This is a genomic window from Pseudomonas alliivorans, assembly GCF_017826695.1.
Lineage (GTDB): Bacteria > Pseudomonadota > Gammaproteobacteria > Pseudomonadales > Pseudomonadaceae > Aquipseudomonas > Aquipseudomonas alliivorans.
In genome coordinates this window covers 210,599-235,702 of the sequence record NZ_JAFFZW010000003.1, presented here as the reverse complement: position 1 = coordinate 235,702, position 25,104 = coordinate 210,599, and the positions used below count along the sequence as shown (strand labels likewise).

General features: G+C 60.6%; 27 protein-coding genes. 12 read left to right on the top strand and 15 right to left on the bottom strand.

Going from position 1 to position 25,104, the window contains the following annotated elements:
- Positions 1 to 59 precede the first annotated feature (59 nt).
- Complete coding sequence (locus JTJ32_RS10215; protein WP_099228866.1) at positions 60 to 653, bottom strand: mechanosensitive ion channel family protein; 594 nt, start codon at positions 651 to 653, stop codon at positions 60 to 62.
- Positions 653 to 2,563, bottom strand: coding sequence for an ATP-binding cassette domain-containing protein (locus tag JTJ32_RS10210; RefSeq protein ID WP_122571914.1), 1,911 nt, complete (start codon positions 2,561 to 2,563; stop codon positions 653 to 655). Before JTJ32_RS10210 ends, JTJ32_RS10215 begins: the two co-directional genes overlap by 1 nt.
- A gap of 46 nt (positions 2,564 to 2,609) precedes the next feature.
- On the opposite strand from JTJ32_RS10210, the gene JTJ32_RS10205 reads away from it, so the two are divergent.
- Positions 2,610 to 3,080 (top strand): TIGR02444 family protein, encoded by a 471-nt coding sequence (locus JTJ32_RS10205; protein ID WP_210041942.1) that lies wholly within the window; start codon positions 2,610 to 2,612, stop codon positions 3,078 to 3,080.
- On the opposite strand, the gene JTJ32_RS10200 is transcribed toward JTJ32_RS10205, so the two are convergent.
- On the bottom strand, positions 3,077 to 4,060 hold the full coding sequence (locus JTJ32_RS10200) for an AlgP family protein (RefSeq protein WP_210041941.1): 984 nt from the start codon (positions 4,058 to 4,060) through the stop codon (positions 3,077 to 3,079). The genes JTJ32_RS10205 and JTJ32_RS10200 overlap by 4 nt on opposite strands.
- 216 nt (positions 4,061 to 4,276) lie before the next feature.
- On the opposite strand from JTJ32_RS10200, the gene JTJ32_RS10195 reads away from it, so the two are divergent.
- Entirely contained in the window at positions 4,277 to 4,951 is a 675-nt protein-coding gene (locus tag JTJ32_RS10195; RefSeq protein WP_210041940.1) for an FKBP-type peptidyl-prolyl cis-trans isomerase, read from the top strand.
- Between the two features lie 75 nt (positions 4,952 to 5,026).
- On the opposite strand, the gene rsd is transcribed toward JTJ32_RS10195, so the two are convergent.
- From rsd to JTJ32_RS10155, 8 genes are all read right to left on the bottom strand, one after another.
- The gene (gene rsd, locus JTJ32_RS10190; protein ID WP_099228922.1) at positions 5,027 to 5,500 is read right to left on the bottom strand and encodes a sigma D regulator; all 474 of its coding nucleotides are present in this window, start codon (positions 5,498 to 5,500) and stop codon (positions 5,027 to 5,029) included.
- A gap of 175 nt (positions 5,501 to 5,675) precedes the next feature.
- Complete coding sequence (locus tag JTJ32_RS10185; RefSeq protein WP_099228871.1) at positions 5,676 to 6,203, bottom strand: disulfide bond formation protein B; 528 nt, start codon at positions 6,201 to 6,203, stop codon at positions 5,676 to 5,678.
- Positions 6,204 to 6,429: 226 nt separating this feature from the next.
- Entirely contained in the window at positions 6,430 to 7,674 is a 1,245-nt protein-coding gene (locus JTJ32_RS10180; protein WP_210041939.1) for a heme biosynthesis protein HemY, read from the bottom strand.
- A complete protein-coding gene (locus JTJ32_RS10175; RefSeq protein ID WP_180274355.1) occupies positions 7,671 to 8,792 on the bottom strand; it encodes a uroporphyrinogen-III C-methyltransferase in 1,122 nt (373 codons plus the stop codon). The genes JTJ32_RS10180 and JTJ32_RS10175 overlap by 4 nt, the downstream gene beginning before the upstream one ends.
- Before the next feature lie 51 nt (positions 8,793 to 8,843).
- The gene (locus tag JTJ32_RS10170; protein WP_099228874.1) at positions 8,844 to 9,620 is read right to left on the bottom strand and encodes a uroporphyrinogen-III synthase; all 777 of its coding nucleotides are present in this window, start codon (positions 9,618 to 9,620) and stop codon (positions 8,844 to 8,846) included.
- Entirely contained in the window at positions 9,617 to 10,558 is a 942-nt protein-coding gene (hemC, locus tag JTJ32_RS10165; protein WP_210041938.1) for a hydroxymethylbilane synthase, read from the bottom strand. Before hemC ends, JTJ32_RS10170 begins: the two co-directional genes overlap by 4 nt.
- A gap of 227 nt (positions 10,559 to 10,785) precedes the next feature.
- A complete protein-coding gene (locus JTJ32_RS10160; protein ID WP_099228876.1) occupies positions 10,786 to 11,532 on the bottom strand; it encodes a LytR/AlgR family response regulator transcription factor in 747 nt (248 codons plus the stop codon).
- The gene (locus tag JTJ32_RS10155) at positions 11,529 to 12,611 is read right to left on the bottom strand and encodes a sensor histidine kinase (protein WP_210041937.1); all 1,083 of its coding nucleotides are present in this window, start codon (positions 12,609 to 12,611) and stop codon (positions 11,529 to 11,531) included. Before JTJ32_RS10155 ends, JTJ32_RS10160 begins: the two co-directional genes overlap by 4 nt.
- Positions 12,612 to 12,745: 134 nt before the next feature.
- On the opposite strand from JTJ32_RS10155, the gene argH reads away from it, so the two are divergent.
- Entirely contained in the window at positions 12,746 to 14,140 is a 1,395-nt protein-coding gene (gene argH, locus JTJ32_RS10150) for an argininosuccinate lyase (protein WP_210041936.1), read from the top strand.
- Between the two features lie 219 nt (positions 14,141 to 14,359).
- On the opposite strand, the gene JTJ32_RS10145 is transcribed toward argH, so the two are convergent.
- Positions 14,360 to 15,034 carry a glutathione S-transferase family protein gene (locus JTJ32_RS10145; protein ID WP_099228879.1) on the bottom strand — a complete coding sequence of 225 codons (675 nt, stop codon included), beginning with the start codon at positions 15,032 to 15,034 and terminating at the stop codon, positions 14,360 to 14,362.
- Between the two features lie 188 nt (positions 15,035 to 15,222).
- Here JTJ32_RS10145 and JTJ32_RS10140 point away from each other — a divergent pair, with 188 nt between their 5' ends.
- The 3 genes from JTJ32_RS10140 to JTJ32_RS10130 all read left to right on the top strand — a co-directional run bounded on the left by JTJ32_RS10140 (position 15,223) and on the right by JTJ32_RS10130 (position 19,000).
- Entirely contained in the window at positions 15,223 to 15,498 is a 276-nt protein-coding gene (locus tag JTJ32_RS10140) for a hypothetical protein (RefSeq protein ID WP_099228923.1), read from the top strand.
- A gap of 217 nt (positions 15,499 to 15,715) precedes the next feature.
- On the top strand, positions 15,716 to 15,967 hold the full coding sequence (locus JTJ32_RS10135) for a TIGR02647 family protein (protein WP_210041935.1): 252 nt from the start codon (positions 15,716 to 15,718) through the stop codon (positions 15,965 to 15,967).
- A 186-nt stretch (positions 15,968 to 16,153) separates the two neighbouring features.
- Positions 16,154 to 19,000, top strand: a complete 2,847-nt coding sequence (locus tag JTJ32_RS10130) for a class I adenylate cyclase (protein ID WP_210041934.1) — start codon at positions 16,154 to 16,156, stop codon at positions 18,998 to 19,000.
- A gap of 133 nt (positions 19,001 to 19,133) precedes the next feature.
- On the opposite strand, the gene rnk is transcribed toward JTJ32_RS10130, so the two are convergent.
- From rnk to cyaY, 3 genes are all read right to left on the bottom strand, one after another.
- The gene (rnk, locus tag JTJ32_RS10125) at positions 19,134 to 19,541 is read right to left on the bottom strand and encodes a nucleoside diphosphate kinase regulator (RefSeq protein ID WP_210041933.1); all 408 of its coding nucleotides are present in this window, start codon (positions 19,539 to 19,541) and stop codon (positions 19,134 to 19,136) included.
- A gap of 138 nt (positions 19,542 to 19,679) precedes the next feature.
- The gene (locus JTJ32_RS10120) at positions 19,680 to 19,931 is read right to left on the bottom strand and encodes a DUF1289 domain-containing protein (RefSeq protein WP_371321808.1); all 252 of its coding nucleotides are present in this window, start codon (positions 19,929 to 19,931) and stop codon (positions 19,680 to 19,682) included.
- Entirely contained in the window at positions 19,931 to 20,263 is a 333-nt protein-coding gene (gene cyaY, locus JTJ32_RS10115) for an iron donor protein CyaY (RefSeq protein WP_004887389.1), read from the bottom strand. Before cyaY ends, JTJ32_RS10120 begins: the two co-directional genes overlap by 1 nt.
- A gap of 238 nt (positions 20,264 to 20,501) precedes the next feature.
- Here cyaY and lptM point away from each other — a divergent pair, with 238 nt between their 5' ends.
- From lptM to JTJ32_RS10085, 6 genes are read left to right on the top strand one after another with little or no spacing between them, the layout of a single operon-like run.
- Positions 20,502 to 20,651: an LPS translocon maturation chaperone LptM gene (gene lptM / locus JTJ32_RS10110; RefSeq protein ID WP_004887391.1), complete on the top strand. Its 150-nt coding sequence runs from the start codon at positions 20,502 to 20,504 to the stop codon at positions 20,649 to 20,651.
- Between the two features lie 9 nt (positions 20,652 to 20,660).
- Complete coding sequence (gene lysA, locus JTJ32_RS10105) at positions 20,661 to 21,908, top strand: diaminopimelate decarboxylase (protein ID WP_210041932.1); 1,248 nt, start codon at positions 20,661 to 20,663, stop codon at positions 21,906 to 21,908.
- Between the two features lie 4 nt (positions 21,909 to 21,912).
- Positions 21,913 to 22,743: a diaminopimelate epimerase gene (gene dapF, locus JTJ32_RS10100; RefSeq protein ID WP_184322384.1), complete on the top strand. Its 831-nt coding sequence runs from the start codon at positions 21,913 to 21,915 to the stop codon at positions 22,741 to 22,743.
- A gap of 13 nt (positions 22,744 to 22,756) precedes the next feature.
- A complete protein-coding gene (locus JTJ32_RS10095) occupies positions 22,757 to 23,491 on the top strand; it encodes a DUF484 family protein (RefSeq protein WP_099228885.1) in 735 nt (244 codons plus the stop codon).
- Positions 23,492 to 23,493: 2 nt separating this feature from the next.
- Positions 23,494 to 24,393, top strand: a complete 900-nt coding sequence (gene xerC / locus JTJ32_RS10090; RefSeq protein WP_210041930.1) for a tyrosine recombinase XerC — start codon at positions 23,494 to 23,496, stop codon at positions 24,391 to 24,393.
- The gene (locus JTJ32_RS10085; protein ID WP_210041929.1) at positions 24,386 to 25,078 is read left to right on the top strand and encodes an HAD family hydrolase; all 693 of its coding nucleotides are present in this window, start codon (positions 24,386 to 24,388) and stop codon (positions 25,076 to 25,078) included. The genes xerC and JTJ32_RS10085 overlap by 8 nt, the downstream gene beginning before the upstream one ends.
- Positions 25,079 to 25,104: the final 26 nt, after the last annotated feature.

The window sequence follows — 25,104 nt, the reverse complement described above, 5'->3', positions numbered from 1 at the left end:
TCAAGCGCCATCGAATGCTCGCTAAATTAGTGCGTAATCCGTCGCGTGACTAATGATTTCTAATCCTGCTCGTCGTGCGGGGCAGAAACCGTGGCCTGAGGATACAGTTCGCTCCCGCGCCAGCGGCGAACCGACTTCTGGAAGAACTGGCTGTTGGGCACCTGAACCAGCGCTCCGCCGGCTTCGGGTGTTTCGATCAGGGTCGTGAACATCAGGTTGATTGCAACCACACGGCCCTTCACGCCCGGCTTGTCCAGCGTGTCGACCAGCTCGACCAGATCACCGATGCGGAACGGTCCGATGGTGAAGATCAGGATCGCGCACAGCAGGTTGGACAGCACACTCCACATGGCAAAGAACGCCACCGCAGCAACCGCCACAAACCCGGATAAGGCCGTCCACAATACAGTGGCTGAAACGCCGAGACGCCCCAGCACAAAGACGAAGGCACTGCCCATGATCAGCCAGCGCAGGCCGCCACGTACCGGCACCAGAAGCTCGGGCGGCAACGGGTAGCGCTCGCCCAGACCGGTCAGAAAACGTCCAACGACCCGCTGCAGTACATAACCTGCCAACAGAATCAGCAGGATTTGCAAGCCCAGCAGTATCGGCTCTACCCAGTAAGCGGAGACCGGCAAACCCAACATCTCCATCACGACAAGGCTTCCAGCTCGGCCTGCATCGACTCCAGCAACTCCAGCGCCTGCATCCAGGCGTCTTCCAGCTCGGACTCGCGCACTTTCAGTTTTGCCTGTTCGGCCAGCAGGTCGCGCAGCTTGTCCTTGTTGGCGGCATCGTAGTTGGCGCTGTCGGCCAGTGCCTCTTCAACCTTGGCGAGCTTTTCGTGCAGCGTGCCCAGATCGCGCTCCAGCTTGTCGGCCTCGCGTTTGTGTGGGGCCAGTTGCTGACGCAGGGCAGCAGCCTGCTGACGCTGGGCTTTCTTGTCGGTCTTGTCGGCGTTGACCGGTGTATTGCTGACCGGCGCGTTGCGCAATCGATAGTCAGCCAGCCAGCGCGTGTAGTCGTCCAGATCGCCATCGAACTCCTGAACGCGACCGTCAGCCACAAGCAGGAAGTCGTCGGTGGTGCTTTTGAGCAAGTGCCGGTCGTGGGAAACCACCAGTACCGCGCCGCCAAACTCCTGAAGCGCCATGGTCAGCGCCAGACGCATTTCCAGATCCAGGTGGTTGGTGGGTTCGTCGAGCAGCAACAGGTTGGGCTTTTCCCAGGCAATAAGGGCCAGCGCCAGACGCGCCTTTTCGCCACCTGAGAAATTCAGTACCGGCTCGTCCAGACGCGCGCCGCGGAAGTCGAAGCCGCCGAGGAAGTCGCGCAGGGTCTGCTCACGCTCGGTCGGCGCAAGGCGCTGCAAGTGCAGCAACGGCGTGGCCTTGGCGTCCAGCGAGTCAAGCTGATGCTGGGCAAAGTAGCCCACGGTCAGGTTCTCGCCACGTACCAGTCGGCCGCTCTGAGGGGAGAGCTCGCCTGCCAGGTTCTTGATCAGCGTCGACTTGCCAGCGCCGTTGGGCCCCAGCAGGCCGATACGTGCGCCTGGCGTCAGTTGCAGCTTGACCTTCTCCAGGACGGTCTTATCGCCGTAGCCCAGACGCGCTTCGGACAGATCCAGCAATGGGCTGGAGATCTTGTCGGACTCACGGAAAACGAAGTTGAAAGGCGAATCCACATGCGCAGCGGACAGCTCTTCCATGCGCTCCAGCGCCTTGATCCGGCTCTGGGCCTGACGGGCCTTGGTGGCCTGGGCCTTGAAGCGCGCAATGTATTTTTCCATGTGCGCCCGCTGCACCTGCTGCTTCTCGTAGGCCTGTTGCTGCTGGGCCAGACGTTCCGCACGGGCACGCTCGAATGCGCTGTAGCCGCCGCGGTAGAGCGTGATCTTGCGTTGCTCGACATGCGCGATGTGATCGACCACGGCATCGAGAAAGTCCCGGTCGTGGGAGATCAGCAGCAGCGTGCCGGGATAGCTTTTCAGCCAGTCTTCGAGCCACAGGATCGCATCGAGGTCCAAGTGGTTGGTCGGTTCATCGAGCAGCAGCAGATCCGATGGACACATCAGGGCCTGCGCCAGGTTCAGGCGCATGCGCCAGCCACCCGAGAAGCTGCCGACCTGACGCTCCATCTGTTCGTTGGTGAACCCGAGGCCCGCCAGCAGTTTGCGAGCGCGGGCGTCGGCGGTATAACCGTCGGCGCTGTCGAGCTCCGAGTGCAGACGCGCCTGAGCGGCACCGTCCTGCGCCGCTTCGGCTTCAGCCAGCAGGCGCTGAACCTCGCGCAGACGCACGTCGCCGTCGAGCACGTAGTCCACGCCCAGGCGCTCGAGCGTGTCGACCTCCTGACGCATGTGAGCGATGCGCCAGTCAGCGGGCAACAGACAGTCACCGGCATCGGGCGTAAGCTCGCCGCGCAGCAAGGCGAACAGACTGGATTTACCGGCACCGTTGGCACCGATCAGACCGGCTTTATGGCCGGCGTGCAGGGTCAGCTCGGCGTCTTCTAGCAGACGTTGCGGACCACGCTGTAAGGTAAGGCTTTGAAGTCGAATCATAATGGCGGCGGAGTCTACCAGCTTCGTCCCGGACAGGTAGATCACTATGCCTACAGACCTTTGGAGTTTCACCCTGGATTTTTACGCCCGACCGGGTGTGGAGCAGGCCTGCCTGACGCTACAGGCCAGCGGGGCCAACGTATGCGCGGTATTGTGTGGTGTGTGGCTGGGACTGCGCGGGGTTGAGTGCGATGCGCAACGATTGTCCGAAATCGGACAGTTGGCGACGCCTTGGCACGATGACGTCGTGCGGCCGCTGCGGGAAGTGCGCACCCAATGGCGGACCGCGGCTCAGGATGACGCCGTTCTGAGCGAGCTGCGAAACAGGGTCAAGGCATTGGAACTGGAGGCCGAACACACGCTGCTGACCCGACTTGAGGCATTGACCCACGCCTGGCCAGACGCAAACGGGAAGGATGTCGCCGGATGGCTTGCGGGAATCGTCGAAAGCAGGACACAAAAAAGCCGCGATGCGCTGCAAGTGCTGCGCATCGCGGCTGATGTCACCGACGCTTAGGAGGCGCTGGTAGGCGTTGCGCCATGGGCAGCTGCCGGAGCAGGCGCGGCGGCTGGAGCTGCAGGCGCTGGCGCTGCTGCCGGCTTGGCCGCAGGCGCGGTGGTCGCTGCTGGCTTGGCGGCTGCAGGTTTTGCAGCAGGCTTGGCAGCGGCTGGCTTGGGCGCCGCTTTTACCGGAGCCTTGGCAGGTGCTTTTGCCGGTGCCTTGGCGGCTGGCTTGGCAGCAGCGGGGGCTTTGGCGGCCGCAGCCTTGGAGGCTGCCGGTTTCGCAGCAGCAGGCTTGGCCGACGCCTTGGCGGCAACGGGTTTGGCCGCAGCGGTTTTTGCAGGCGCTGATTTGGCAACTGCTGTTTTCGCAGCAACAGGCTTGGCAGCAGCAGGGGCCTTGGCGGCGGGTTTCGCAGCAGCCTTGGCCGGAGCTTTGGCCGCGGCAGGCTTGGCGGCGGTTCTGGCAGCAGGTTTGGCAGCCGCTTTAACCGGTGCCTTGGCGGCAGCAGCCGTTTTGGCTACCGATGCCTTGGCAACGGTCTTGGCAGCAGGCTTGGCGGCGGCCGCTTTGGCCGGTGCAGCAGGCTTGGCTTCGCGAGTCGTGAGGATCTTGCCGACTGCTTCCTTGACGCGACCAATGCCCTGAGCAAGCTTCAGGCTTTCTTGCGCGTCACGCTTGAGGTGCAGAATGTAGGTACGGGTTTCGGTCTGACGGTCCTTGAGTGCATCCAGCAATTCTTCCAGTTCAGACACGGCGCTCTTGGCCTTGGTCTGCGCCTTGGCCTTACCGACCGTGGCGGCATCCTGCAACTTGGTACGCGACTTGTGCAGTTTTTCCTGCGCTTTGCCGCGTTGTTTTTCGAGCTTGGCGAGCAGTTTCTCGGCATCAGCCAAAGCTTGTGAGCAGGCGTCTTCCAGATGCTCGAGCAAGCTGCCCGATAGTTGTTGGAGCAAATGCAACGGAGTATTTACTGGCTTCTTTTTGGCCGACATGACTTACCTCCTGGCTGACGAAATTGCGGCTCATACTAGACTTCTGCTCGCACCGCCGCTAGGGCATCTTGACACCATGATCGGCGCCCTGTTGCATGCTGAAAAAAATGATTGTCGGGCCCGTTTCCAGGCCTCTGCGAAATTCACCTTGCAAGACACGTCACCACAGGCGCTTGCACTGGCATAATCGCTGACTTCCCAGGCCGGAGAGCATCCATGTCGCGCTACCTGTTAACGTCGTTGTTTCTCTTGCTACCACTGGCTCAGGCCGCTGAAACCCCTCCGAACACGGATGCCCACGATCTTGCCTACAGCCTGGGCGCAAGCCTGGGTGAACGCCTGCATCAGGAAGTCCCGGATCTTGACCTGAAGGCCTTGGTAGAGGGCCTGAGACAGGCCTATCAGGGCAAGCCTCTGGCGCTCAAGCAGGAGCGCATCGACCAGATCCTGCGCGAGCACGATGCTGCCATGGCCCAGGCCGAGACCACAGGAACAGACGCGCCGACCGAAGCTGCGCTGAGTGCCGAAAAGCGTTTCATGGAAAGCGAGAAGGCCAAGCCCGGCGTCAAGGTACTGGCTGACGGCATCCTGATGACGGAACTCACGCCGGGCACCGGGCCGAAGCCGGATGTGAATGGCAGGGTCGAAGTTCGCTATGTGGGTCGTCTGCCGGACGGCACGATCTTCGATCAAAGCACACAGCCACAATGGTTCAGGCTCGACAGTGTGATCAGCGGCTGGACCAGCGCACTGCAGGGCATGCCGACCGGAGCCAAATGGCGGCTGGTGATTCCATCGGATCAGGCGTATGGCGCAGAGGGCGCAGGTGACCTGATCGATCCGTTCACGCCGCTGGTATTCGAGATCGAGCTGATCGCTGTTTCGCAGTAATCCGCTCCCGCAGAAACGCGAAAGGGTGCAAAAGCACCCTTGGCAACGATAGATCCCATGGACATCAGGAAAAGGTCAGGCCTGAGCTGCGGCCTCTTCCTTGTGGGAGTTGTGCAGCACTTCGATCAGGCAGTCTTCAAGCTCGAAACGCTCATGCAGAAGACCGCCCAGCTTGTTGAACTCCTTTGCCACGATGGAGCAGTCCGAGCAGTCACCCTTGTCACACCGGTCGTTGAACGCCAGCGCAAGCTCGGTGATGACATTCAGGCGTGGGTAGAGGGTATCTGCCAGCTCAAGCCCGCGCTCGTCATTGAAGGCCTTGGCCTCATTGCCAAGCTGTTCGTAGACTTCGAAGTGACCGGCCGAAACGTAGTCGACCAGAATCCCGCAAAAGTTCTGCAGTGCCGCACGATCGGCTGCGAGCGCCTCGGGCGTGTCGCCCAACGCATCGTAGGCATTGATCAGTTCACGGCGGCATTCCAACCAGCGGTCAATCAACAGATTGACACCACCCCAGCGTTCCTGAGCATTCTGACAACTTTCCAGCATGATGTTCTCTCTTCCCTTCAGGGGCATGCGGTCCTGTGCCAGCCCTAATCGATTTTTAAGGGCGTGGCCTGATGAAAGCGTCAGGACAGCATACTTCCAATGACGCGTGCGGCTCAGATTATGCCCGCTCGACGAGGCCATCAAGGTACGCAGGAGATAAAGTTCATACAAGCGTTTAATAGTCTGTCCGACTTCCGGTAGATATCCACAGGCTCAGTTCGCTGAGAAGCGGATACAGCGGCAATATCACAAGCCCGACGAATGCCAGCAGGCTCCACTCCGGAAGACTGAGCCCGAACAGTGACCAGGTAATCTGAGCACAGAACGCAGCGTTGCCCCGAAGGCTGTCATTCCACCCGCCCAACGCGATGCTGTCGAGCGCATGTTCCACTGCGGCGAGCACCGGGATCAGCTCATCCGCCGAAGCGGTCTGCAGCCATACCTGAACCCCCGCCATGGACGCGCCAGCGAGCGCAATCACCAGCAAGGCCACACAGTAACGGTGCCAGCCGGTTGCGCCAGGTGAGTGACAGGCTGCCGCCAGCGTCAGCACACCGCAACTGACCATGGCCGCCCGCTGTGACAGGCAAAGCAGGCAAGGGTCAAGGCCGACAGCGTGTTGCAGATAAAGAACAGCGGCAATGATCAGCGCACAGGTCAGGAATGCCAGAAAGAACAACGAACGTGTGCGAGCCAGATGCATGGCAAATCCGTAACAAAAGACGAGGCGTTAACGGTAGAGGAAAGGGCCGGACGCTTTCAAGGCGACGCCGTACAGATACGTCGCTGCAAAATGTGGAAACAACACACGTGACGATAGGGCTTCTTAACGAGTTGGGGTAGGAATATTCCCACCTCACCCGAACGGACTTTAAACATGCGTGTTTCGTAACATGAGCCCTGTTGTCAGGGCTCATGCAGTCACACTGTCAGACGCCGGAAAGTGCGGGTAGCGGGCGGGTCAGCAGGCGCTCGTCGAGCAGGCCCAAGCCTTCCTGAAACAGCTGATTGCTGCGATCGGTTTCACCCAGTTGAGCAAGCAGCCGCGCCAACTCGGCGCAGGTCTCAGGGTTACGCTCCAGCCGCAGACTGCTTTCCAGATAGTCACGCGCCTTGCCCCAGAGCCGACTTTGCAGACAGATACGGCCCAGGCTCAGCAAAAGGCTCGGATCGCCCGGATGGTGCTTGAGCCAGCCTTCAGCGGTTTGCAGCTGTTTCGAAGGGTCACCCCCACGCACCAACCCATACAACCGGGCCAGGTGACTGTTGTAATCACGTTTGAGCGCGGAGCGCAGCACTTCTTCAGCCTGCGCCTCGGCACCGAGACGACGCAACTGGTCGGCATACGCCAGTATCAGTTGTGGCTCCTGACGCTGTGCGGAGGACAGGCCCTGCCAGGCTTTTTCAAGAGAGGGCAGACCGGTCAACGCGCCCTCGCCTTCTTCCCGATAGGCCGCCAGCGTCAGGTTCTCACCCCAGGCACGACGCTCCAGCTCGGCAAGTTCACGAGGTGGCAGCACCTTGTCCTTGCGAAGCTCCGGCATCAGACGGATCAACGCCGACCAGTCGCCGCGCTGCTGGTACAGGCGCTGCAACTGACGCAGCACCTGAGGATTATGCGGATGACGCTCGTGCATGGCCTGAAGCGTGGTCAATGCACCATCGGTGTCGCCACGATCCTGTTGCAACTGTGCGTGATTCAGCGCAATCGCCAGTTCCGCCTGCGGCTGCCGGGTCAGGGCGCGCTCAAGCAGGTTGTCACAATCCTCGTAACGCCCCTGCTCATTGGCCGCTCGTGCGGCACCGATGTAATAGAGCAACGGGTGAGCGTCGGCTTCGGCAGCACGATGCAAATGGCGTTGCGCGCTGGACCAGCGACCTTCGGCAAGGTCCATCTGGCCCTGCTCGATCGCAATCTGCACACGGCGGCGACGATTGCGACGCGACCACGGGTTGACCACCCCGCCCGAGGTGGTCAGCAGATTGATAACCAGACGGATGAGCAGGATCACCAGCAGAAAGACGATCAGCAGCGCCAGCGTCGCCCACAGGCTCGATTCGTAGCGGAAGTTCTGATAGGCGATCAGTACGTACCCGGAGTGCTCGGCGATGGCTACACCAATCAGCGCAGCAGCAGCGATGGCAATGAACAGCAGTACATAGAATCGCTTCATGGGCTGGTCCCTCGCATCGTCTCGGCAGGCTGACTCGACGCGTGACGGCGTTCGAGATAGGCCTGAACGGCACTCAGGCTCTGCGCCAGATCGGGTGTCTTGACGGCCACTGGCTGAGCGGCGACAGCATCAAGGCGCGCGCCCAGCAGTTTGCCTTGCGGATCGTCCTGATTGAAGTTGGACTGCAGGACGCTTTTGGCCTCGGCCAGCGCACGGGAATACACCTCGGGTTCGCCATTGAGCGCCGCCCACTGCGCCTGCTCAAGCGCCAGGCTCAGGGCCAGACGGACCTGAGAAAGACTCTGTCCCGCCAGAACCGGGCGGATGTCTTTGTCTGCGTTGAAATCGATACGGAAGTAATGGGAAAGCTGCTCCCACCAGCGCGACCATGTGTTGTCGTCGCTGGCATCGGCGGTCAGACCCGGCAGGGTGTCGCCCTTGTCTTCATATTCAGGCGCCAGCTTATTGAGCTGTACGGCCTGATCACGCAACGCGGCCAATTGCAGGAACAGTCCGGTACGGTCCGGCTGCTCAATGCTGCGCAGGGCGCCGAGGCTTTTGGCGAGTTGTTCACGAGCGGCAAAAGAGCCCGGGTCGTCCTGCTCGCGCAGGATTTCGTCGGCACCCTGCACCAGCGCCTCGGCGCTGTTGATGTCCTGCAGTGCAGAGAGACGCAGGCTGGCCAGACGCAGCAAGTGCTCGGCCTCGGCCAGACGCCAGTCCTTGCGACTGGCACCAAGGACCGTCTCCAGACGCTGGCTCAGACGCTGCTGGTCGCCCTGCAGTTGCGCCACAAGACGACGGCTGTCTTCAAGCTGATCGGCAGGCGGAAACTGCGCGAGACGAGCCGTCAGTTGCTGGTCACTCTGCGCCAGCGCCAGGGTCTGTTCGGCGATGTCCTGAACCTCACCACGCTGCTGCTGATGCCCGGCCTGCAACATGCGCAGTTGCCAAACGCCCCAGCCTGCAACGGCCACGCCTGCGATTCCCAGCAACAGGGCAAGGATCACCAGGCCGCTGCTGCGATTGCCCGAACGCTCGGGGCGCACGGGATCAGGGGTGGAGGCCGGTGTTTTGACTACCGATTCATCGTCTTTAGGCAAGGCAGTTTCGCTCACGTATCCCATCCTTTGCATGTTGGCGTAATAGCGTAAACGACAAAAAGTCGATCAATACGCCTCGACGGCAGGCTGAGGTCGATCCCGCAACGCTGCCAGCAGTGCCCCGGCGCTCGCGCCATGGCAATCAATCACATTCAGAGCCCCCGCAGCACGAGCCATCTCGGCCACTCGGGGACTGGGTACAAACAACGGCAGACCTGCCAGACTTGGCCAGCGCTCACCTGCGAGCGCGAGCAGATGTTCAAAACCCTGCCCACTGCTGACCACCAGCCCGTTCAAGCGTTCCAACTCGACACGCTGCGGCAGTACCGATGCCGGGTACTGTGGCAGATAGCGACGGTACAACGGCAGGTAATCGACTGTCACACCCTGTTCGCGCAAACGCTCGGCCAGCAGCTCGCGCCCCTCGTCGCCACGCATGATCAGCACACGACTTCCCGGTACGGCAATTGCGGCCTGCAATCGCGGCAGATCGAGCAGGGCTTCGCTGTCATCACCCTGCTCGGGCCAACTGACATCCAGACCATAGTCGATCAGTATCTGTCCGGTCGCCGCGCCGACGCTGAACCAGGGCTGGATCGGCGGCTGGGGCCAGACTTCGTCGACCAGTTCGATGGCCAGACGGGCAGCCGGCTTGCTCACGACAATGACAGCGCAGTAATTGAGCAGCTCGAAAATGATCGAGCGCTGAGCTGGCGTCAACGTCAGCGGCTCGGTTTCAAGCAGGGGCAGGCTGCTGCTGAAGATACCGGCGTCGGCCAGAGTCCTGGCCAGCGCCGCCGATTCCTCGGCAGGACGGGTCAGCAGCAGACGCCAGTTGCTCATTTGTCGTCAGCCTCGCCGTAGACGGCCTTGAGGATTTTGGCGGCCCCCTGAGCCAGTAGCGCTTCGGCAACCTCGACACCCAAAGCCTGTGCGGCAGTCTGCGGGGCTCGGGCTTCTGCGCGCAGCAACAGGCTGCCGGAGGGGTCCCCAACCATGCCGCGCAACCAGACTTGATCGTCCTCAAGCACGGCGTAGCAGGCAATCGGCACCTGACAGCCACCATTGAGGTGCTTGTTCATTGCGCGCTCGGCAATCACGCGTACCGCGGTATCCTCGTGATGCAAGGGCGCAAGCAGGGCATGAATCTGCGCATCGACGCTGCGGCATTCGATGCCTACCGCGCCCTGGCCACCGGCAGGAAGACTGTCTTCCACGCTGATCGCCGAGGTGATGCGGTCTTCGAACCCGAGGCGGATCAGACCGGCCGCGGCCAGAATGATCGCGTCATATTCCCCCGAGTCCAGCTTGGCCAGGCGCGTGTTGACGTTACCGCGCAGGAAGTGGATTTTCAGGTCGGGACGACGTGCCAGCAACTGGGACTGGCGACGCAGACTGGACGTCCCGACGATGCTCCCGGCGGGGAGTGCTTCCAGGCTGGCAAAGGTGTTGGACACGAACGCATCGCGGGCGTCTTCGCGCTCGCAGATGCAGAACAGCCCGAGGCCATCAGGGAAATCCATCGGCACATCTTTCATCGAGTGCACGGCGATGTCCGCTTCATTTTCAAGAAGCGCTGTTTCGAGCTCTTTGACGAACAGCCCCTTGCCGCCGATTTTCGACAATGGCGAGTCCAGCAGCTTGTCGCCACGACTGACCATCGGCACCAGCGTCACGACCAGGCCGGGGTGGGCTTTTTCCAGACGTGCTTTGACATATTCGGCCTGCCAGAGGGCCAACGCGCTCTTGCGGGTAGCGATGAGGATTTCGCGAGAAGACATTGAACGATCCGTACTGGGTAGATGCGACGGATAATAACAGCTCAGCCGGACAGCTTCAGCGTTGACCGAAAACCGACACCGACCCGCCTGCAGGTATCAGGACCACAGACTGGGCTCAATGAAAACGGAAGGTGGATTGTTCGCGTAGAACCGGAAAACCCAGGGTCTGGAATCCAATCCCAGGACCATGGCTCGGTTTTCGCGAGCAAACCCGTGCAACGGTGTTTCTACAACGTTTGCATCATCTTGCGCACGCCAGCCACATGACGACGGCTGACAATCAGGGCATCACCACCCAGCCCTCTCAGGAACAGCTGAAAGTGCCCCAGCGGCGTGCGCTGCAAGCGTTCGATCCGCTCACGTGCCACCAGGGCATTGCGATGGATACGCACGAATCGATCACCGAATTCGTCTTCCAGCGCCTTGAGTGGCTCATCCAGAAGAACTTCGCCACCCTCGTGACGCAGGGTCACGTACTTGTGGTCGGCGATGAAATAGATCACCTGGTCCAGCGGGATCAATTCGATACCTTTACGGGTACGCGCGCTGATGTGTGTCCGCGGGCCATTGCCACTTTCGGCTGCAGGCCGGGTCATGGCGGCCAATTGAACACGATTTGGCCGTTCGGCCTTCCTCAATGCCTCTATCAGATGCTCGGGACGTACGGGCTTGACCAGGTAGCCGACAGCGCTGACCTGAAAGGCATCCAGCGCAAATTCGTCATGCGCAGTACAGAAGACCACCGCAGGCGGGGCTTCGCGCTCGCACAACCTGGCCGCGACCTGCAAGCCGTCCATACCCGGCATACGGATGTCCAGCAGCACGACATCGGGCTTGAGATTATCAATCAGCGCCAATGCTTCATCACCATTTGTGGCGCTGGGTTCTAGTACCCGGTAACCCTCGAGTTCGCTGACCAATCGGCTCAGTCGCTCGCGGGCCAGGGGTTCGTCATCAACGATCAGGACATTCATATAGCTCTGGCTTCCTGCGTGAGTCTCGCACAAGGATAGCGTAGACAGGTGTAGTGACGACCGTCACGGCGCTCCACGCTCAGACTGGCGTACGGCCCAAAAAGTGCCGTAATACGAGCACCGATATTCGTCAGGGCCTGTTGAGTACCGTTGGAAGTCTGCCGATTGGCAACTTCTTCATAGGGATTGATGACACGCAATATAAACTCTCCCCCTCTATAGTCTGCTTCGACTGTTACTACACCCCCTTCGACTCGCGGGGCAATGCCATAGATCAAAGCGTTTTCAAGTAATGGCTGCAAGGTTAGCTGGGGAATCGGCAAGTCATCAGGAATTGCACTTACCCTCCAGTCCAACTGTAGACGCTCGCCGAGACGATATTGCTCAATCGATAAATATCGTTTCGCCAAAGCCAGTTCCTCGCTCCATGTCACCAGGCTGCCGGGCTTGGCCAGGCTGGCGCGAAAAAGGTCGGAAAGATCCAGTACCGCCTGCTCGGCCTTGGCCGGATTGCTGGCCACCAGGCTCGCGATGCTGTTGAGCGTGTTGAACAGGAAATGCGGCCGGATACGCGCCTGTAACGATTCGATCCTGGCCTGAAGCTCGCCCTGCTGTTGCTTGCGCCACTGACTCTGCAGGTAAAAGTAGCGCAGCATCAGGGCCGACATGATCAGCGCAATCATCGAATAGCGAATGTACCGATCCACCATGCCGCCCACCGTGATCCTGCCGGTCAGCTGGCATACGTCAGTGACCGCCGTGCACAGCAGCGTCAGGCCGACCACCAGCAGACAACCGAGCAGACCCGCCAGCCCCGGCGAGAGACGTGCCAGCCAGGGTCGCAGGCTGCACAGCAATGCGGCGGACAGCAGCACGATCCACTGCACGAATAGCGACATCAGTGCCAGCCGTACACAATCGAACCCCGCGCGCATCGGCTCGACCAGCACCAGAACCAGCACCAGCAACTCGGCCAGCACCACGAGCACGAGCAACGCCTGCGGCAGGCACAGTTCGGGGAGGAAGAATTCTTTGCCGGGAGCACGCCCGGCGTCACGCTTTACAGGATGATCTCGCATCGGCTCAGTCTCGGCTCTGGCAGGGCCAGCGGCAAGCCATCCGGAAATAAAAAAGTGTCAACCCTGTTATCATCGCAACCGCCTTTGTGCCACGTATCGGGCACGCCACTTTCCGTAGAGCAACGAGCGAATCCATGAGCACCGACAAGACCAATCAGTCCTGGGGCGGCCGCTTCAGTGAACCCGTCGACGCGTTCGTCGCGCGCTTCACTGCCTCCGTCACCTTCGATCAACGCCTGTATCGCCACGACATCATGGGCTCTATCGCCCACGCCACGATGCTGGCCAAGGTGGGCGTTCTGACTGACGCCGAGCGCGACACGATCATCGATGGCCTGAAGACCATTCAGACCGAGATCGAGGCAGGTACTTTCGAATGGCGCGTCGATCTGGAAGACGTGCACATGAACATCGAAGCGCGCCTGACCGACCGCATTGGCATCACTGGCAAGAAGTTGCACACCGGTCGAAGCCGCAACGATCAGGTGGCCACGGACATTCGCCTGTGGCTGCGTGACGAAATCGACCTGATCCTGAGCGAGATCACCCGCCTGCAGCAGGGCCTGCTGGGTCAGGCCGAGCGTGAAGCCGACACCATCATGCCGGGCTTCACCCATTTGCAGACCGCGCAGCCGGTCACGTTCGGTCACCATATGCTGGCCTGGTTCGAAATGCTCAGCCGTGACTACGAACGCCTCGTCGACTGCCGCAAGCGCCTGAATCGCATGCCGCTGGGCAGCGCTGCGCTGGCAGGCACCACATACCCGATCGACCGTGAGCTGACCTGCAAGCTGCTGGGTTTCGACGCTGTTGGCGGCAACTCGCTGGACGGCGTTTCGGATCGTGACTTCGCCATCGAATTCTGTGCTGCAGCCTCCGTGGCGATGATGCACCTGTCGCGCTTCTCCGAAGAACTGGTGCTATGGACCAGCGCGCAATTCCAGTTCATCGACTTGCCGGATCGTTTCTGCACTGGCAGCTCGATCATGCCGCAGAAGAAGAACCCGGATGTTCCAGAACTGGTACGCGGCAAGAGCGGGCGTGTATTTGGCGCCCTGATGGGTCTGCTGACCCTGATGAAAGGCCAGCCGCTGGCCTACAACAAGGACAATCAGGAAGACAAGGAGCCGCTGTTCGACGCAGCCGACACCTTGCGTGACTCGCTGCGTGCGTTTGCCGACATGATCCCCGCCATCAAGCCAAAGCACGCCATCATGCGCGAAGCGGCCCTGCGTGGCTTCTCGACCGCAACCGACCTGGCCGACTACCTGGTGCGTCGTGGCCTGCCGTTCCGTGACTGCCACGAGATTGTTGGCCACGCTGTGAAGTATGGCGTCGAGACCGGTCAGGACCTGGCTGAAATGAGCCTGGAGGAACTGCGCCAGTTCAGCGATCAGATCGAGCAGGATGTGTTTGCCGTGCTGACATTGGAAGGCTCGGTGAATGCACGCGACCACATCGGCGGCACTGCTCCAGGGCAGGTTCGCGCTGCGGTGGTTCGCGGGCAGGAGCTGCTGGCGACTCGTTGATCGTGCACAGGCTCTACGCCAACAAAGTCTCACTGGATACATGCACACTCTGTGGGAAGCGGCTTGCCGGCGATGCGATTTTTGCAGCGCCCTGTCAGTGAATAGACTGACGCCATCGCCGGCAAGCCGCCCCCCCACGGTTCGATATCTATTGCGAGACCTGTGTGGATAACGCTCGCGCGCAGCCTGGGAGCGATAAGCCCTGGAAGCAGGCACCGCCTACCCTGCCTGAAGCCCCGTCGGTCTCACCCGCGCCATGAACGTCGGCCAGTCGGCCTCTTTGTCTGCGGCGACTCGCTGCACATTCGGATTCAATGCCAGCCGCTCCAGCAAGGCCTGGGCTTTGGGCATGTCGCCCAGAAAGTCCAGATCGAACAATCGCTCGCCCACCTGCTGAGCCAGGTCGATGCTGTACAGAAAATACACATCCGCCACGCTGAACTGCTCACCTGCTACATAAGGCGCGAAGCGGGCACGCTGGGCCAGTGCGGCAATCCCCTTGATCAGATCACGACGCGCCTTGGCCTTCAGATCAGGCGGTGTCGGTCTGCCGCCGAATATCACCTCGGCATAGCAGACCCGCGCAGGCAACTCGATGTAGAGCTCGATCTCCTTGGCGATGGTCAAGACCTGAGCCCGCGAGAAGGGGTCGGCAGGTAGCAACGGCCTGTCCGGGCAGGTCTCTTCGATGTAACGCAGGATGACATCCGTTTCGCTGATGAAGCCTCCGGGCGTTCCCAGCACGGGCACCTTGCCGCGTGCGCTGACGGCGAGCACTTCAGGGCTCTGGCAGCCGAACAGCGGCACCTCCTGAAATGGCAACTGCTTCTCCAGCAACGCCAGCTTGACCATATTGAAATAATTGCTTGAGGCAAATCCGTAAAGTTTCAGCATCGTTGGCCTCCTTGACCTGACTCTCCATTGCAGATGACCGAAACCCTATAGATTTAGCTATATGAATCAATGATTTGTATCAAATATTGAAAATTCAAAGACCCTTCCTACGCGCAGCTTCCCTCGGTCTCACGAATGCCTCGTCGAAAGAATCCGGTTAGACTGCGTGCCTTACCTGAGGAATGACCATGACCGACGCCATCGACAATGATGAAGAAGAATTCGCTGCTTCGACCTTGATCGAAGCCATCGAAAACCAGATCGAGGCCGACAATCCGCCGGCGGCCAAAGCCACGTTCAACAAGCTGACGCTGGTCGGTTATGAGCGTGATGACATTCTCGAGATGATGGCCCATGTACTGGCCATCGAAATCGACGCCCTGTTGGAACAGGACCGTCCATTCGATACCGAATGGTACGAAGCCGCCCTGCGCGCGCTGCCTGAATTGCCGCCAGAGAAATAACCGGCCAGCCGGATCAAACCCGTCAGATATATGCTGCAAAGTTTCCAGACGCTGGACTACACTGCAAAAGCCCCGCTGCCGTTAAATTCTCCGGGGCTCTCACGCCACGCATGCTTTAGCGGTCATCCAGAACCGACGAGCGCAGCACGGACACGTCGATTCCAGAACACACCCGCAGCCTGCGAGGTCGTACTACTACAAAAAGTCTGGAGCACCTATGTCGTATACCCCTGAGCTGGTTGCCGAACTGGAAATCCTTGCACTGTTCAACCTGGGCAATACCCAGGAAGGCCTCAAAGTCCACCACGTGGCGGCCCCGACAGCCATTGCAGCTGCAAAAAGACTCTTTGAAAAAGGACTGACGACCCAGGTCGATGGCGGCTATCTCACGAGCCTGGGCCTGGAAGCTGCCGAGCACGCCCAATCGTTGCTGACCATTCTGAACGTATCCCGACGAGAAGCGGCCTGAGTGCCCTGAGGGCTTGCGCGCAAAAACTGCGCGACAGGCCCTTTATTTATTGCGGTAAAGGTCGATATAGAAAATTGGCGCCAGAATAACAACCCGACCGAACCTGCATTCTTTCGGCTGCAAACCTTCTTCGCCATCTTGCTCAGTAAATCCACGCCTGTCACAGGCCAGATGCCTTGAGTTGCGATGACGCGTAATCTTGAAATCCGCCCCGACCTGGATGAGGGGATAGACCGCAAGGTCCTCAGCCAGCTGCGTAACCGCTTCCTGACTCTCAATGACGGGCGGTATGCCCGTGCCATGGAAGGAATGTCGACCCGCCAGCAGACCGTCCTGACTCTGCTGCCGCTGTTCTTTCATGTGAACCATCCGTTGTTGCCGGGGTACGTCTCCAGCAGCACGCCTGCCGGTGTATCGCATTACGAGCCCGATGCACTGGCGCTGGCCGAAGCGCAGCGACTTACACGCTCGTTCTCCTACAAAGTCCGTCACGGCAATCCGCCGCAGCCCATTCACGGCCTGTTTCTGATGGGCAGTCTCGGCACGCTGGCGCAGGCCGAACAGAGCGACATGGACGTGTGGGTCTGTCATGACAGCGCACTTGATGAAGACGCCATCGCCGAACTGCGCAAAAAATGTCAGGCACTTGAAGCCTGGGCCGCGACCATGGGCGCTGAAGCTCACTTCTTTCTGATCGACCCACAGCGCTTCAGAGTCGGGGATCGCGACACGCAGCTCAGTTCAGACGATTGCGGCACGACCCAGCACTACCTGCTGCTCGACGAGTTCTATCGCACTGCCATCTGGCTCGCCGGGCGCACACCGATGTGGTGGCTGGTGCCTGTCTATGAAGAGCAAGGTTATGAGGACTACACCCACACCTTGCTGTCCAAGCGTTTCATCCGTGCAGACGAGGTCATCGACCTTGGCCCGATGGCGCAGATTCCGCCTGCGGAGTTCGTCGGCGCAGGCCTCTGGCAGCTGTTCAAGGGCATCGAATCACCTTACAAGTCAGTGCTCAAACTGCTGTTGATCGAGGTGTATTCCAGCGAACACCCTGACGTTCAATGCCTGAGCCTGCGCTTCAAGCAGGCCGTGTTTGCCAATCAACTGGACCTGGACGAACTCGACCCTTACATGGTCGTGTATCGCCGCATCGAAGAGCATTTGCTGGCGCGCAAGGAAACCGAACGCCTGGAGCTGGTTCGGCGCAGTTTATATCTGAAGGTCAACAAGAAGCTCACAGGTCCAACCCGCCAGCGCAGCAACAGCTGGCAGCGGCAATTGATGGAACGCCTGACCCGCGAATGGGGTTGGGATGATCGGCAACTGGCGCTGCTCGACAGCCGCAGCCAGTGGAAGGTGCGTCAGGTAGCACATGAACGGCGTGCGCTGGTCAACGAGCTGAATTACAGCTACCGCTTCCAGACCCAGTTTGCCCGACTGCAGAGCACGGTCGAGGCTCTGGATGCACGCGACCTGACGATTCTGGGCCGTCGCCTGTACGCCGCCTTCGAACGCAAGGCGGGCAAGGTCGAGTTCATCAATCCGGGAATCGCGCCGGACCTGGCCGAGGACACACTGACACTGGTGCACTCGCCCGATAAACGCGAACCCGGCAAACACCAATGGGCGCTGTATAACGGCAATCTCGGCATTCATGAAGTCACCAGCTTCTCGCCGATCAAACGCAGCCGCGAGCTGCTCGAGCTGTTGGCGTGGTGTCACCGCAACAACGTGATCGACACCTCCACCCGCCTGGCGCTGCATCCCGGCACCAGTGACCTGAGCGAATTCGAGCTGTTCAACCTGCTTGGCGCCCTGCAACAGACCATCGAGCTGCCGCTGCCCGACGTCAGCGATGAAGCCCTGCTGCAGCCCAGCGAGCCCAGGGAAATACTGCTGCTGGTCAATGTGGGTGTCGATCCGCTCAGGCATCACCGCGACCTGAATATCCTCATGACGACCGAGCGCACCGACTCGCTCAGTTACGCGGGCGTGCGGGAAAATCTCGTGCTGACCCTGGATCAGATCACGCTCAATACCTGGAATGAAACGCTGGTCAGCCGCTACGACGGTCCTCACGCATTGCTCGACTGTCTGAGCGAATTGCTGGGCAGCCTGCCGCAAGGCACGAGTCAGCCGAAAATTCATGTGCGCTGCTTCTGCCACAACCGAGCGCCAGCCATCGCGCAGCGTGTTGAAGAACTGGTCAGTACTGCACGCCTGCTGCTCGCCCGGCAGCTCAACCACCGCTACCTGATTCAGGTGCAGCAGCAATATCACGTACTGGAAATGGTGCCGGGCCGGGTTGGCCATGTGGTGGTCAACAGCCTGCCAGGTTTGTTCAAGTACCTGGGTGAAGAGCTGCCGCGTTACAGTCCATTGCATCTGGACCCGCACGCGCTGGACGAGCACGACCTGGCGCTGATTCTGCCGTTCGGGCAGCCGGAATGCATTCAGGTGTTTTATCGCGTCAACGAGACAGAAGCGGATCTGTACGTGCTGGACGAACACAACTCACTCTGGCATCAGCGCCTGCCCTATCACGATGACCAAAGCCTGCTGATGCCGCTGCAGCGCTTTTTTCACTCGCTGGTCTACCGCCGGGGCGCGTCGTTGCCACTGGACGATCCCAGCGAGCCGGTGATGCTCGAAACGCTCTATTACCAGGTCATGCCGTCGGGCAACTCCCGTGCCCGCCGCATCGAACCGCGTCCGGCCCCCACTGCGGCGGACAAGCCGTTTTACGACGTGCAGGCGATCATCGAAGAGACCTCACCGGGGCAGATCAACGTCACGCTGTACTGCGACAACCGCGAGTTTTCCGAGCTGGAATACGGTGATCAGCTTTACGAAGCCGTCGCGAGGCAGATTCTGGGCAAGCGCCTGGAGCCCAAGCGCTACCGCTGCTACATCACTGACCTGGACCTGTCAGGCCTGCTTGATGACGGGCACGGTCAGAGCATCCTGTTCCTGCGCCACAAGGCCGGACTGGAAAAACTGCTCAATGAGGCGATGGATGAGGCTTGAGGCGAAGGTTATTGAACCCGATCGGTCGTCACCTTCAGCGTAAACCGACCCCATGGGACGCAGAGCGTCCCGGGCTGCATGCCAACGCGGAGCATCGGCACGATCAGTTACATTGATCGTTCTTCACCGAAGCTTACTGGTATTCGCCCGCCGCTTCCGGCTGATACTCGACCGCAAGCAGGTTCAGTTTCAGGGTCTTGCCGCCCGGCGCCGGCCAGTCGATGTGCTGGCCGACCTGCAGGCCGAGCAACGCCGAGCCCATCGGGGCCAATACCGAAACCGTCCCATCGACACCCGCATCCTTCGGATAGACCAGCGTGAGGTGATAGTCCTTGCCGCTGCTCTCTTCGCGGCAGTGCACGCGGGAATTCATGGTCACCACGCCGTCTGGAACTTCATCGTGACCGACCACCTGCTCGGCACGATCCAGCTCGGCCTGTAGCGCCTGGACACCTGGCGTGGAGTCGTCCTGACTGTCGATCAGGCTTTCGAGACGCTGTATGTCGAGCCGGGTGAGGATGAGTGAAGGGGCAGTGTTCATGATCTGGGCAGACTCCTTTTTCCACGCGTTATAAAAGCAAAACCCCGCCGGGCTGGGCGGGGTTTTGGTGGGCCTCTCTTCAAGAGAAGCAGGTTCTGACACTAACACAGCCTAATAAATACACAACCCGACGAGGCGTCAGCCCGCAATCTTGCCCGACTCGGCATGCGCCCGGCGCTGATCGGCCTGATGACGGATCTGGCGGCGGCGGTCATCATCGGCCGAGCGCCACTCGCGGATGTCTTCGACATGGCGAAAACATCCCAGACAGACCTTTTGCTCATCCAGCCGACACGTGCTGATGCACGGCGATGGCACGGCCGGGCTGACATTGCTGAACAACGGCTTGGGCGGCCTGACGGTGGCAGGCTGAGGATTCTGGCTCACAATCAGATCTCGTCGAAGTCCAGCTCGGTACCGGCCTGTTCAAGCGTCATACGGGCAAGCATCTCGCTCAGCAGCTCATCGCTCGTGTCGCAGACCCATCGGCTTTCGACTTCGTCGTAATCGAAGTGAAAACCGCCGGAGCGGGCCGCCAGCCAAAGCTGACGAAGCGGTTCCTGGCGACTGAAGATCAGTTGGGAGCCGTTTTCGAACTTGACGGTCAACACGCCGGCCGAGTTTTCAAGGTCCACGTCCAGGCCACTCTCATCGAACACATCTTCCAGATTTTGCTGGGTGGCATCGACCAGATCGTGGAAGCGGGCTTCGGTCAAACTCATTGCGGGAACCTCGGAAAATGTCTACTGAAAGCGCAGTGAAGGCACGATACGGACGCCACCCGCCAAATGCAAAGCATACCCTTCATTGACACCGGGCTGACGCAATAATCCGGCGTAACCGGCCATTGCCCGCACAATCGCGTCAAAACCCCGCCGGACGGGAGGAGCATCACATAGGCAAGCCGCCGGGTGGTGGGTATACTCGGGCGCAATTAATGCTTTTACAAAGGATTTCGCCATGAAGCGCCTGATCTCTTCGCTTGCTGCGCTCGTCGCGGTCGCTTGTCTTGTTACAGCCTGTGGCCAGAAAGGCCCGCTGTACCTGCCGGATGACACCAAGTCTCCCGATGAACAAGCCAAATCGCACTCGTCGCACAAGCATCTTTAAGGGAATCCCATGGACGCCTTCAACTACCGCGACGGTGAGCTGTTCGCGGAAGGTGTAGCTTTGTCTGCCATTGCCGAGCGCTTTGGCACACCGACCTATGTCTACTCACGCGCTCACATCGAAGCGCAGTACCGCGCCTACACCGACGCTCTGGACGGCATGCCGCATCTGGTCTGCTTCGCGGTCAAGGCCAACTCCAACCTGGGCGTGCTCAATGTTCTGGCCCGCCTCGGCGCAGGCTTCGACATCGTCTCGCGTGGCGAACTGGAGCGTGTTCTGGCGGCAGGCGGCAAGGCCGAGAAAATCGTGTTTTCCGGCGTCGGCAAGACCCGTGAAGACATGCGTCGCGCCCTGGAAGTCGGCGTGCACTGTTTCAACGTCGAGTCCACCGATGAGCTCGAGCGTCTGCAGAGCGTTGCGGCCGAACTCAATGTCCGTGCGCCGATTTCGCTGCGTGTGAACCCGGATGTCGATGCAGGCACCCACCCGTACATTTCCACCGGCCTTAAAGAAAACAAATTCGGTATCGCCATTGCAGACGCTGAAGACGTTTACGTACGCGCCTCGCAGTTGCCGAACCTTGAAGTGATCGGCGTCGATTGCCACATCGGCTCGCAGCTGACCACGCTCGAGCCTTTCATCGACGCACTGGATCGCCTGCTGGATCTGGTCGATCGCCTGGGCGACTGCGGCATTCATCTGCACCACATCGATCTGGGTGGCGGTGTGGGCGTTCGCTATCGCGATGAAGAGCCACCGTTGGTGGCGGATTACATCAAAGCTGTGCGCGAGCGTCTGGCCGGGCGTGATCTGGGCCTGATGTTCGAGCCGGGGCGCTTCATTGTCGCCAACGCGGGCGTGCTGCTGACCCGTGTCGAATACCTCAAGCATACCGAGCACAAGGATTTCGCCATCGTCGATGCGGCCATGAACGACCTGATCCGTCCGGCGCTGTATCAAGCCTGGATGGACGTCACGGCCGTGCGCCCACGCGAAGGCGTTGCACGCCCGTATGACATCGTCGGACCGATCTGCGAGACCGGTGACTTCCTGGCCAAGGGCCGCGAACTGACGCTGGCCGAAGCTGATCTGCTGGCTGTGCATTCGGCTGGCGCGTATGGTTTCGTCATGAGTTCGAACTACAACACGCGCGGTCGTGCTGCCGAGGTACTGGTGGACGATACGCAGGCCTTTGAAGTGCGTCGTCGCGAAACCGTGGCCGAGCTGTTCGCTGGCGAAAGCCTGCTGCCGGAGTAACCCCATGCTGCTGCGTTTTACCAAAATGCACGGGCTGGGTAACGACTTCATGGTCCTGGACCTGGTGAGTCAGCACGCGCATATTCTGCCCAAGCACGCCAAACAGTGGGGCGACAGGCACACCGGTGTCGGCTTCGATCAGCTGTTGCTGGTCGAGGCGCCGAACAACCCGGACGTGGACTTTCGCTACCGCATCTTCAATTCCGACGGTTCGGAAGTCGAACAATGCGGTAACGGCGCGCGCTGCTTCGCCCGTTTCGTGCTCGACAAGCGTCTGACTGCCAAGAAGCAGATCCGCGTCGAGACGAAAAGCGGCATTATCGAACTGGATATCCGCAGCGACGGCCAGATCAGCGTCAACATGGGTCCGCCACGCCTGATCCCGGACGAGATTCCGTTTCAGGCTCCAGCGCAGGCCACGAGCTACACCCTCGATGTGGATGGACAGAGCGTTGAACTGGCCGCCGTTTCGATGGGCAATCCGCATGCGGTACTGCGGGTGGATGACATCAACAACGCCCCGGTTCACGCGCTGGGCCCGAAAATCGAGCATCACCCGCGCTTTCCGGCACGGGTCAATGTCGGGTTCCTGCACATTGTGGATCGCCAGCGCGCGCAATTGCGCGTCTGGGAACGCGGTGCCGGGGAAACACAGGCGTGCGGTACCGGCGCTTGCGCAGCGGCAGTGGCCGCCATCACCCAGGGCTGGATGATGTCGCCATTGCTGATCGACTTGCCCGGCGGGCGGCTGTCCATTGAATGGGCAGGCCCGGGGCATCCTGTGATGATGACTGGCCCGGCCGTCAGGGTTTACGAAGGCCAGGTTCGTCTTTGAGTGAGCATACGTGATGACCGATCAGCCTCCGGCTTCAACCGGCACCCCCAGCGAATCGCCTGCCGATAGCGCAGCGCCAAACCTTGAAGCAGAGGCGGTCATCGCCTTTCTGCTGCAGCATCCGGATTTCTTCGCCGAGCACGACGAACTGTTGGTGTCGATGCGCATTCCGCACCAGCGTGGTGACACGGTGTCGCTGGTCGAGCGACAACTCAAGCTGCTGCGCGAGCGCAACATCGAGATGCGCCATCGCCTTTCGCAACTGATGGATGTGGCGCGGGACAACGACCGGCTGTTCGAGAAAACCCGTCGCCTGAATCTGGCGCTGATGGATGCCACCAGCCTGGATGAAATCGTCATCGCCGTGGAAGACAGCCTGCGTCAGGACTTTCAGGTGCCCTATGTCAGCCTGATCCTATTCAGTGACACTCCCATGCCGGTTGGTCGCTGGGTCAGCAGTGCCGAAGCGCAGAAGACCATCGGCGGACTGATCGGCGAAAAGGTCGTATGCGGTGCTCTGCGTGAGCACGAGCTGGCGTTTCTGTTCGGTGCAGAGCAGGGCAAGGAAGTCGGCTCGACCGCTATCGCCAGCCTGAATCATCTGGGCCTGCATGGCGTGCTGGCCATCGGCAGCCGCGACCCGCAGCATTACAAAAGCTCGGTCGGCACCCTGTTCCTCAGCTATATTGCCGACGTCTTGAGCCGCCTGCTGCCACGCTTCGCCCACTCGCTGCGTTCGGTCCGCTAGCCATGGAACAGCATCTGGACGCCTACTGCATGCACCTGCGCAGTGAGCGGCAGGTGTCACCCCACACGCTGGAAGCCTATCGACGCGATCTGGACAAGGTGTTGGCGTTCTGCAAAAAAAACCAACTGTCCAGCTGGACCTCGCTGGACATTCAGCACCTGCGCAGCTTCACGGCCCGCCAGCACCAGCGGGGTCAGTCTTCGCGCAGCCTGGCACGCATGCTTTCCGCAGTGCGTGGTTTCTATAAGTACCTGAACCGCGAAGGCGTATGCCAGCACGACCCGGCAAACGGCCTGTCGCCACCCAAGGGGGAGCGTCGCCTGCCCAAGACGCTGGACACCGACCGAACCTCGCAACTGCTGGACGGCGCGGTCGAAGATGACTTTCTGGCACGCCGCGATCAGGCCATTCTGGAGTTGCTGTATTCCTCGGGCCTGCGCCTGTCGGAACTGACGGGGCTGAACCTGGATCAGCTCGACCTTCGCGACGGTCTGGTGCAAGTACTCGGCAAGGGCAGCAAGACCCGCGTGCTGCCTGTGGGCAGCAAGGCCCGTCAGGCGCTGGAAGCCTGGCTGCCGCTGCGCGCGCTGGCCAATCCACAGGACGACGCCGTGTTCATCAGCCACCGAGGCACACGCCTGGGACCTCGTGCCGTGCAAAATCGGGTGAAGGCCTTCGGCGAGCGCGAGCTGGGGCAGAACCTGCACCCGCACATGCTGCGTCACTCCTTCGCCAGCCATTTGCTTGAATCCTCGCAGGACCTGCGCGCCGTGCAGGAACTGCTGGGCCATGCCGACATCAAGACCACGCAGATATATACCCACCTGGACTTCCAGCACTTGGCTACTGTTTATGACAGCGCTCACCCCCGCGCCAAACGCAAAGGATCTGTAGATGATTAAGCTGGTGACGTTCGACCTCGACGACACACTCTGGGACTGCGCGCCCGCCATCGCTGGCGCCGAAGCTTCGTTGCGCGACTGGCTGGCCGAACACGCGCCCAGGCTTGGGTCTGTGCCGGTGGAGCATCTGTGGGAAATCCGCTCGCGACTGGTCGAGGCCGATCCGTCATTCAAGCACAGGATCAGCGCCCTGCGTCGCCGGGTGCTTTTTCACGCGCTGGAAGACGCCGGTTATGAAGAGGACGAAGCACAGGACCTGGCCGACCAGAGCTTCGAGGTTTTCCTGAAAGGACGTCATCAGGTACAGATATTCCCGGAGGTGCAGCCGACCCTGGAAATCCTCGCCAAAACCTTCACGCTCGGCGTGATCACCAACGGCAATGCCGATGTGCGCCGACTGGGGCTGGCGGACTACTTTTCCTTCGCGCTGTGCGCAGAAGACCTGGGCATCGGCAAACCGGATCCGGCCCCGTTCCTGGAGGCTCTAAGGCGCGGCAATGTGGACGCCAGTGCCGCCGTGCATGTCGGCGATCACCCCAGTGACGACATCGCCGGCGCTCAGCGCGCAGGCATGCGGGCCATCTGGTACAACCCGCAAGGCAAGGCCTGGGATGCCGATCAGCTGCCGGACGCGGAAATTCACAATCTGTCGCAATTGCCCGAAGTGCTGGCCCGCTGGGCCTGAAATCAGAAGCTCCTCAAAACGCAGCC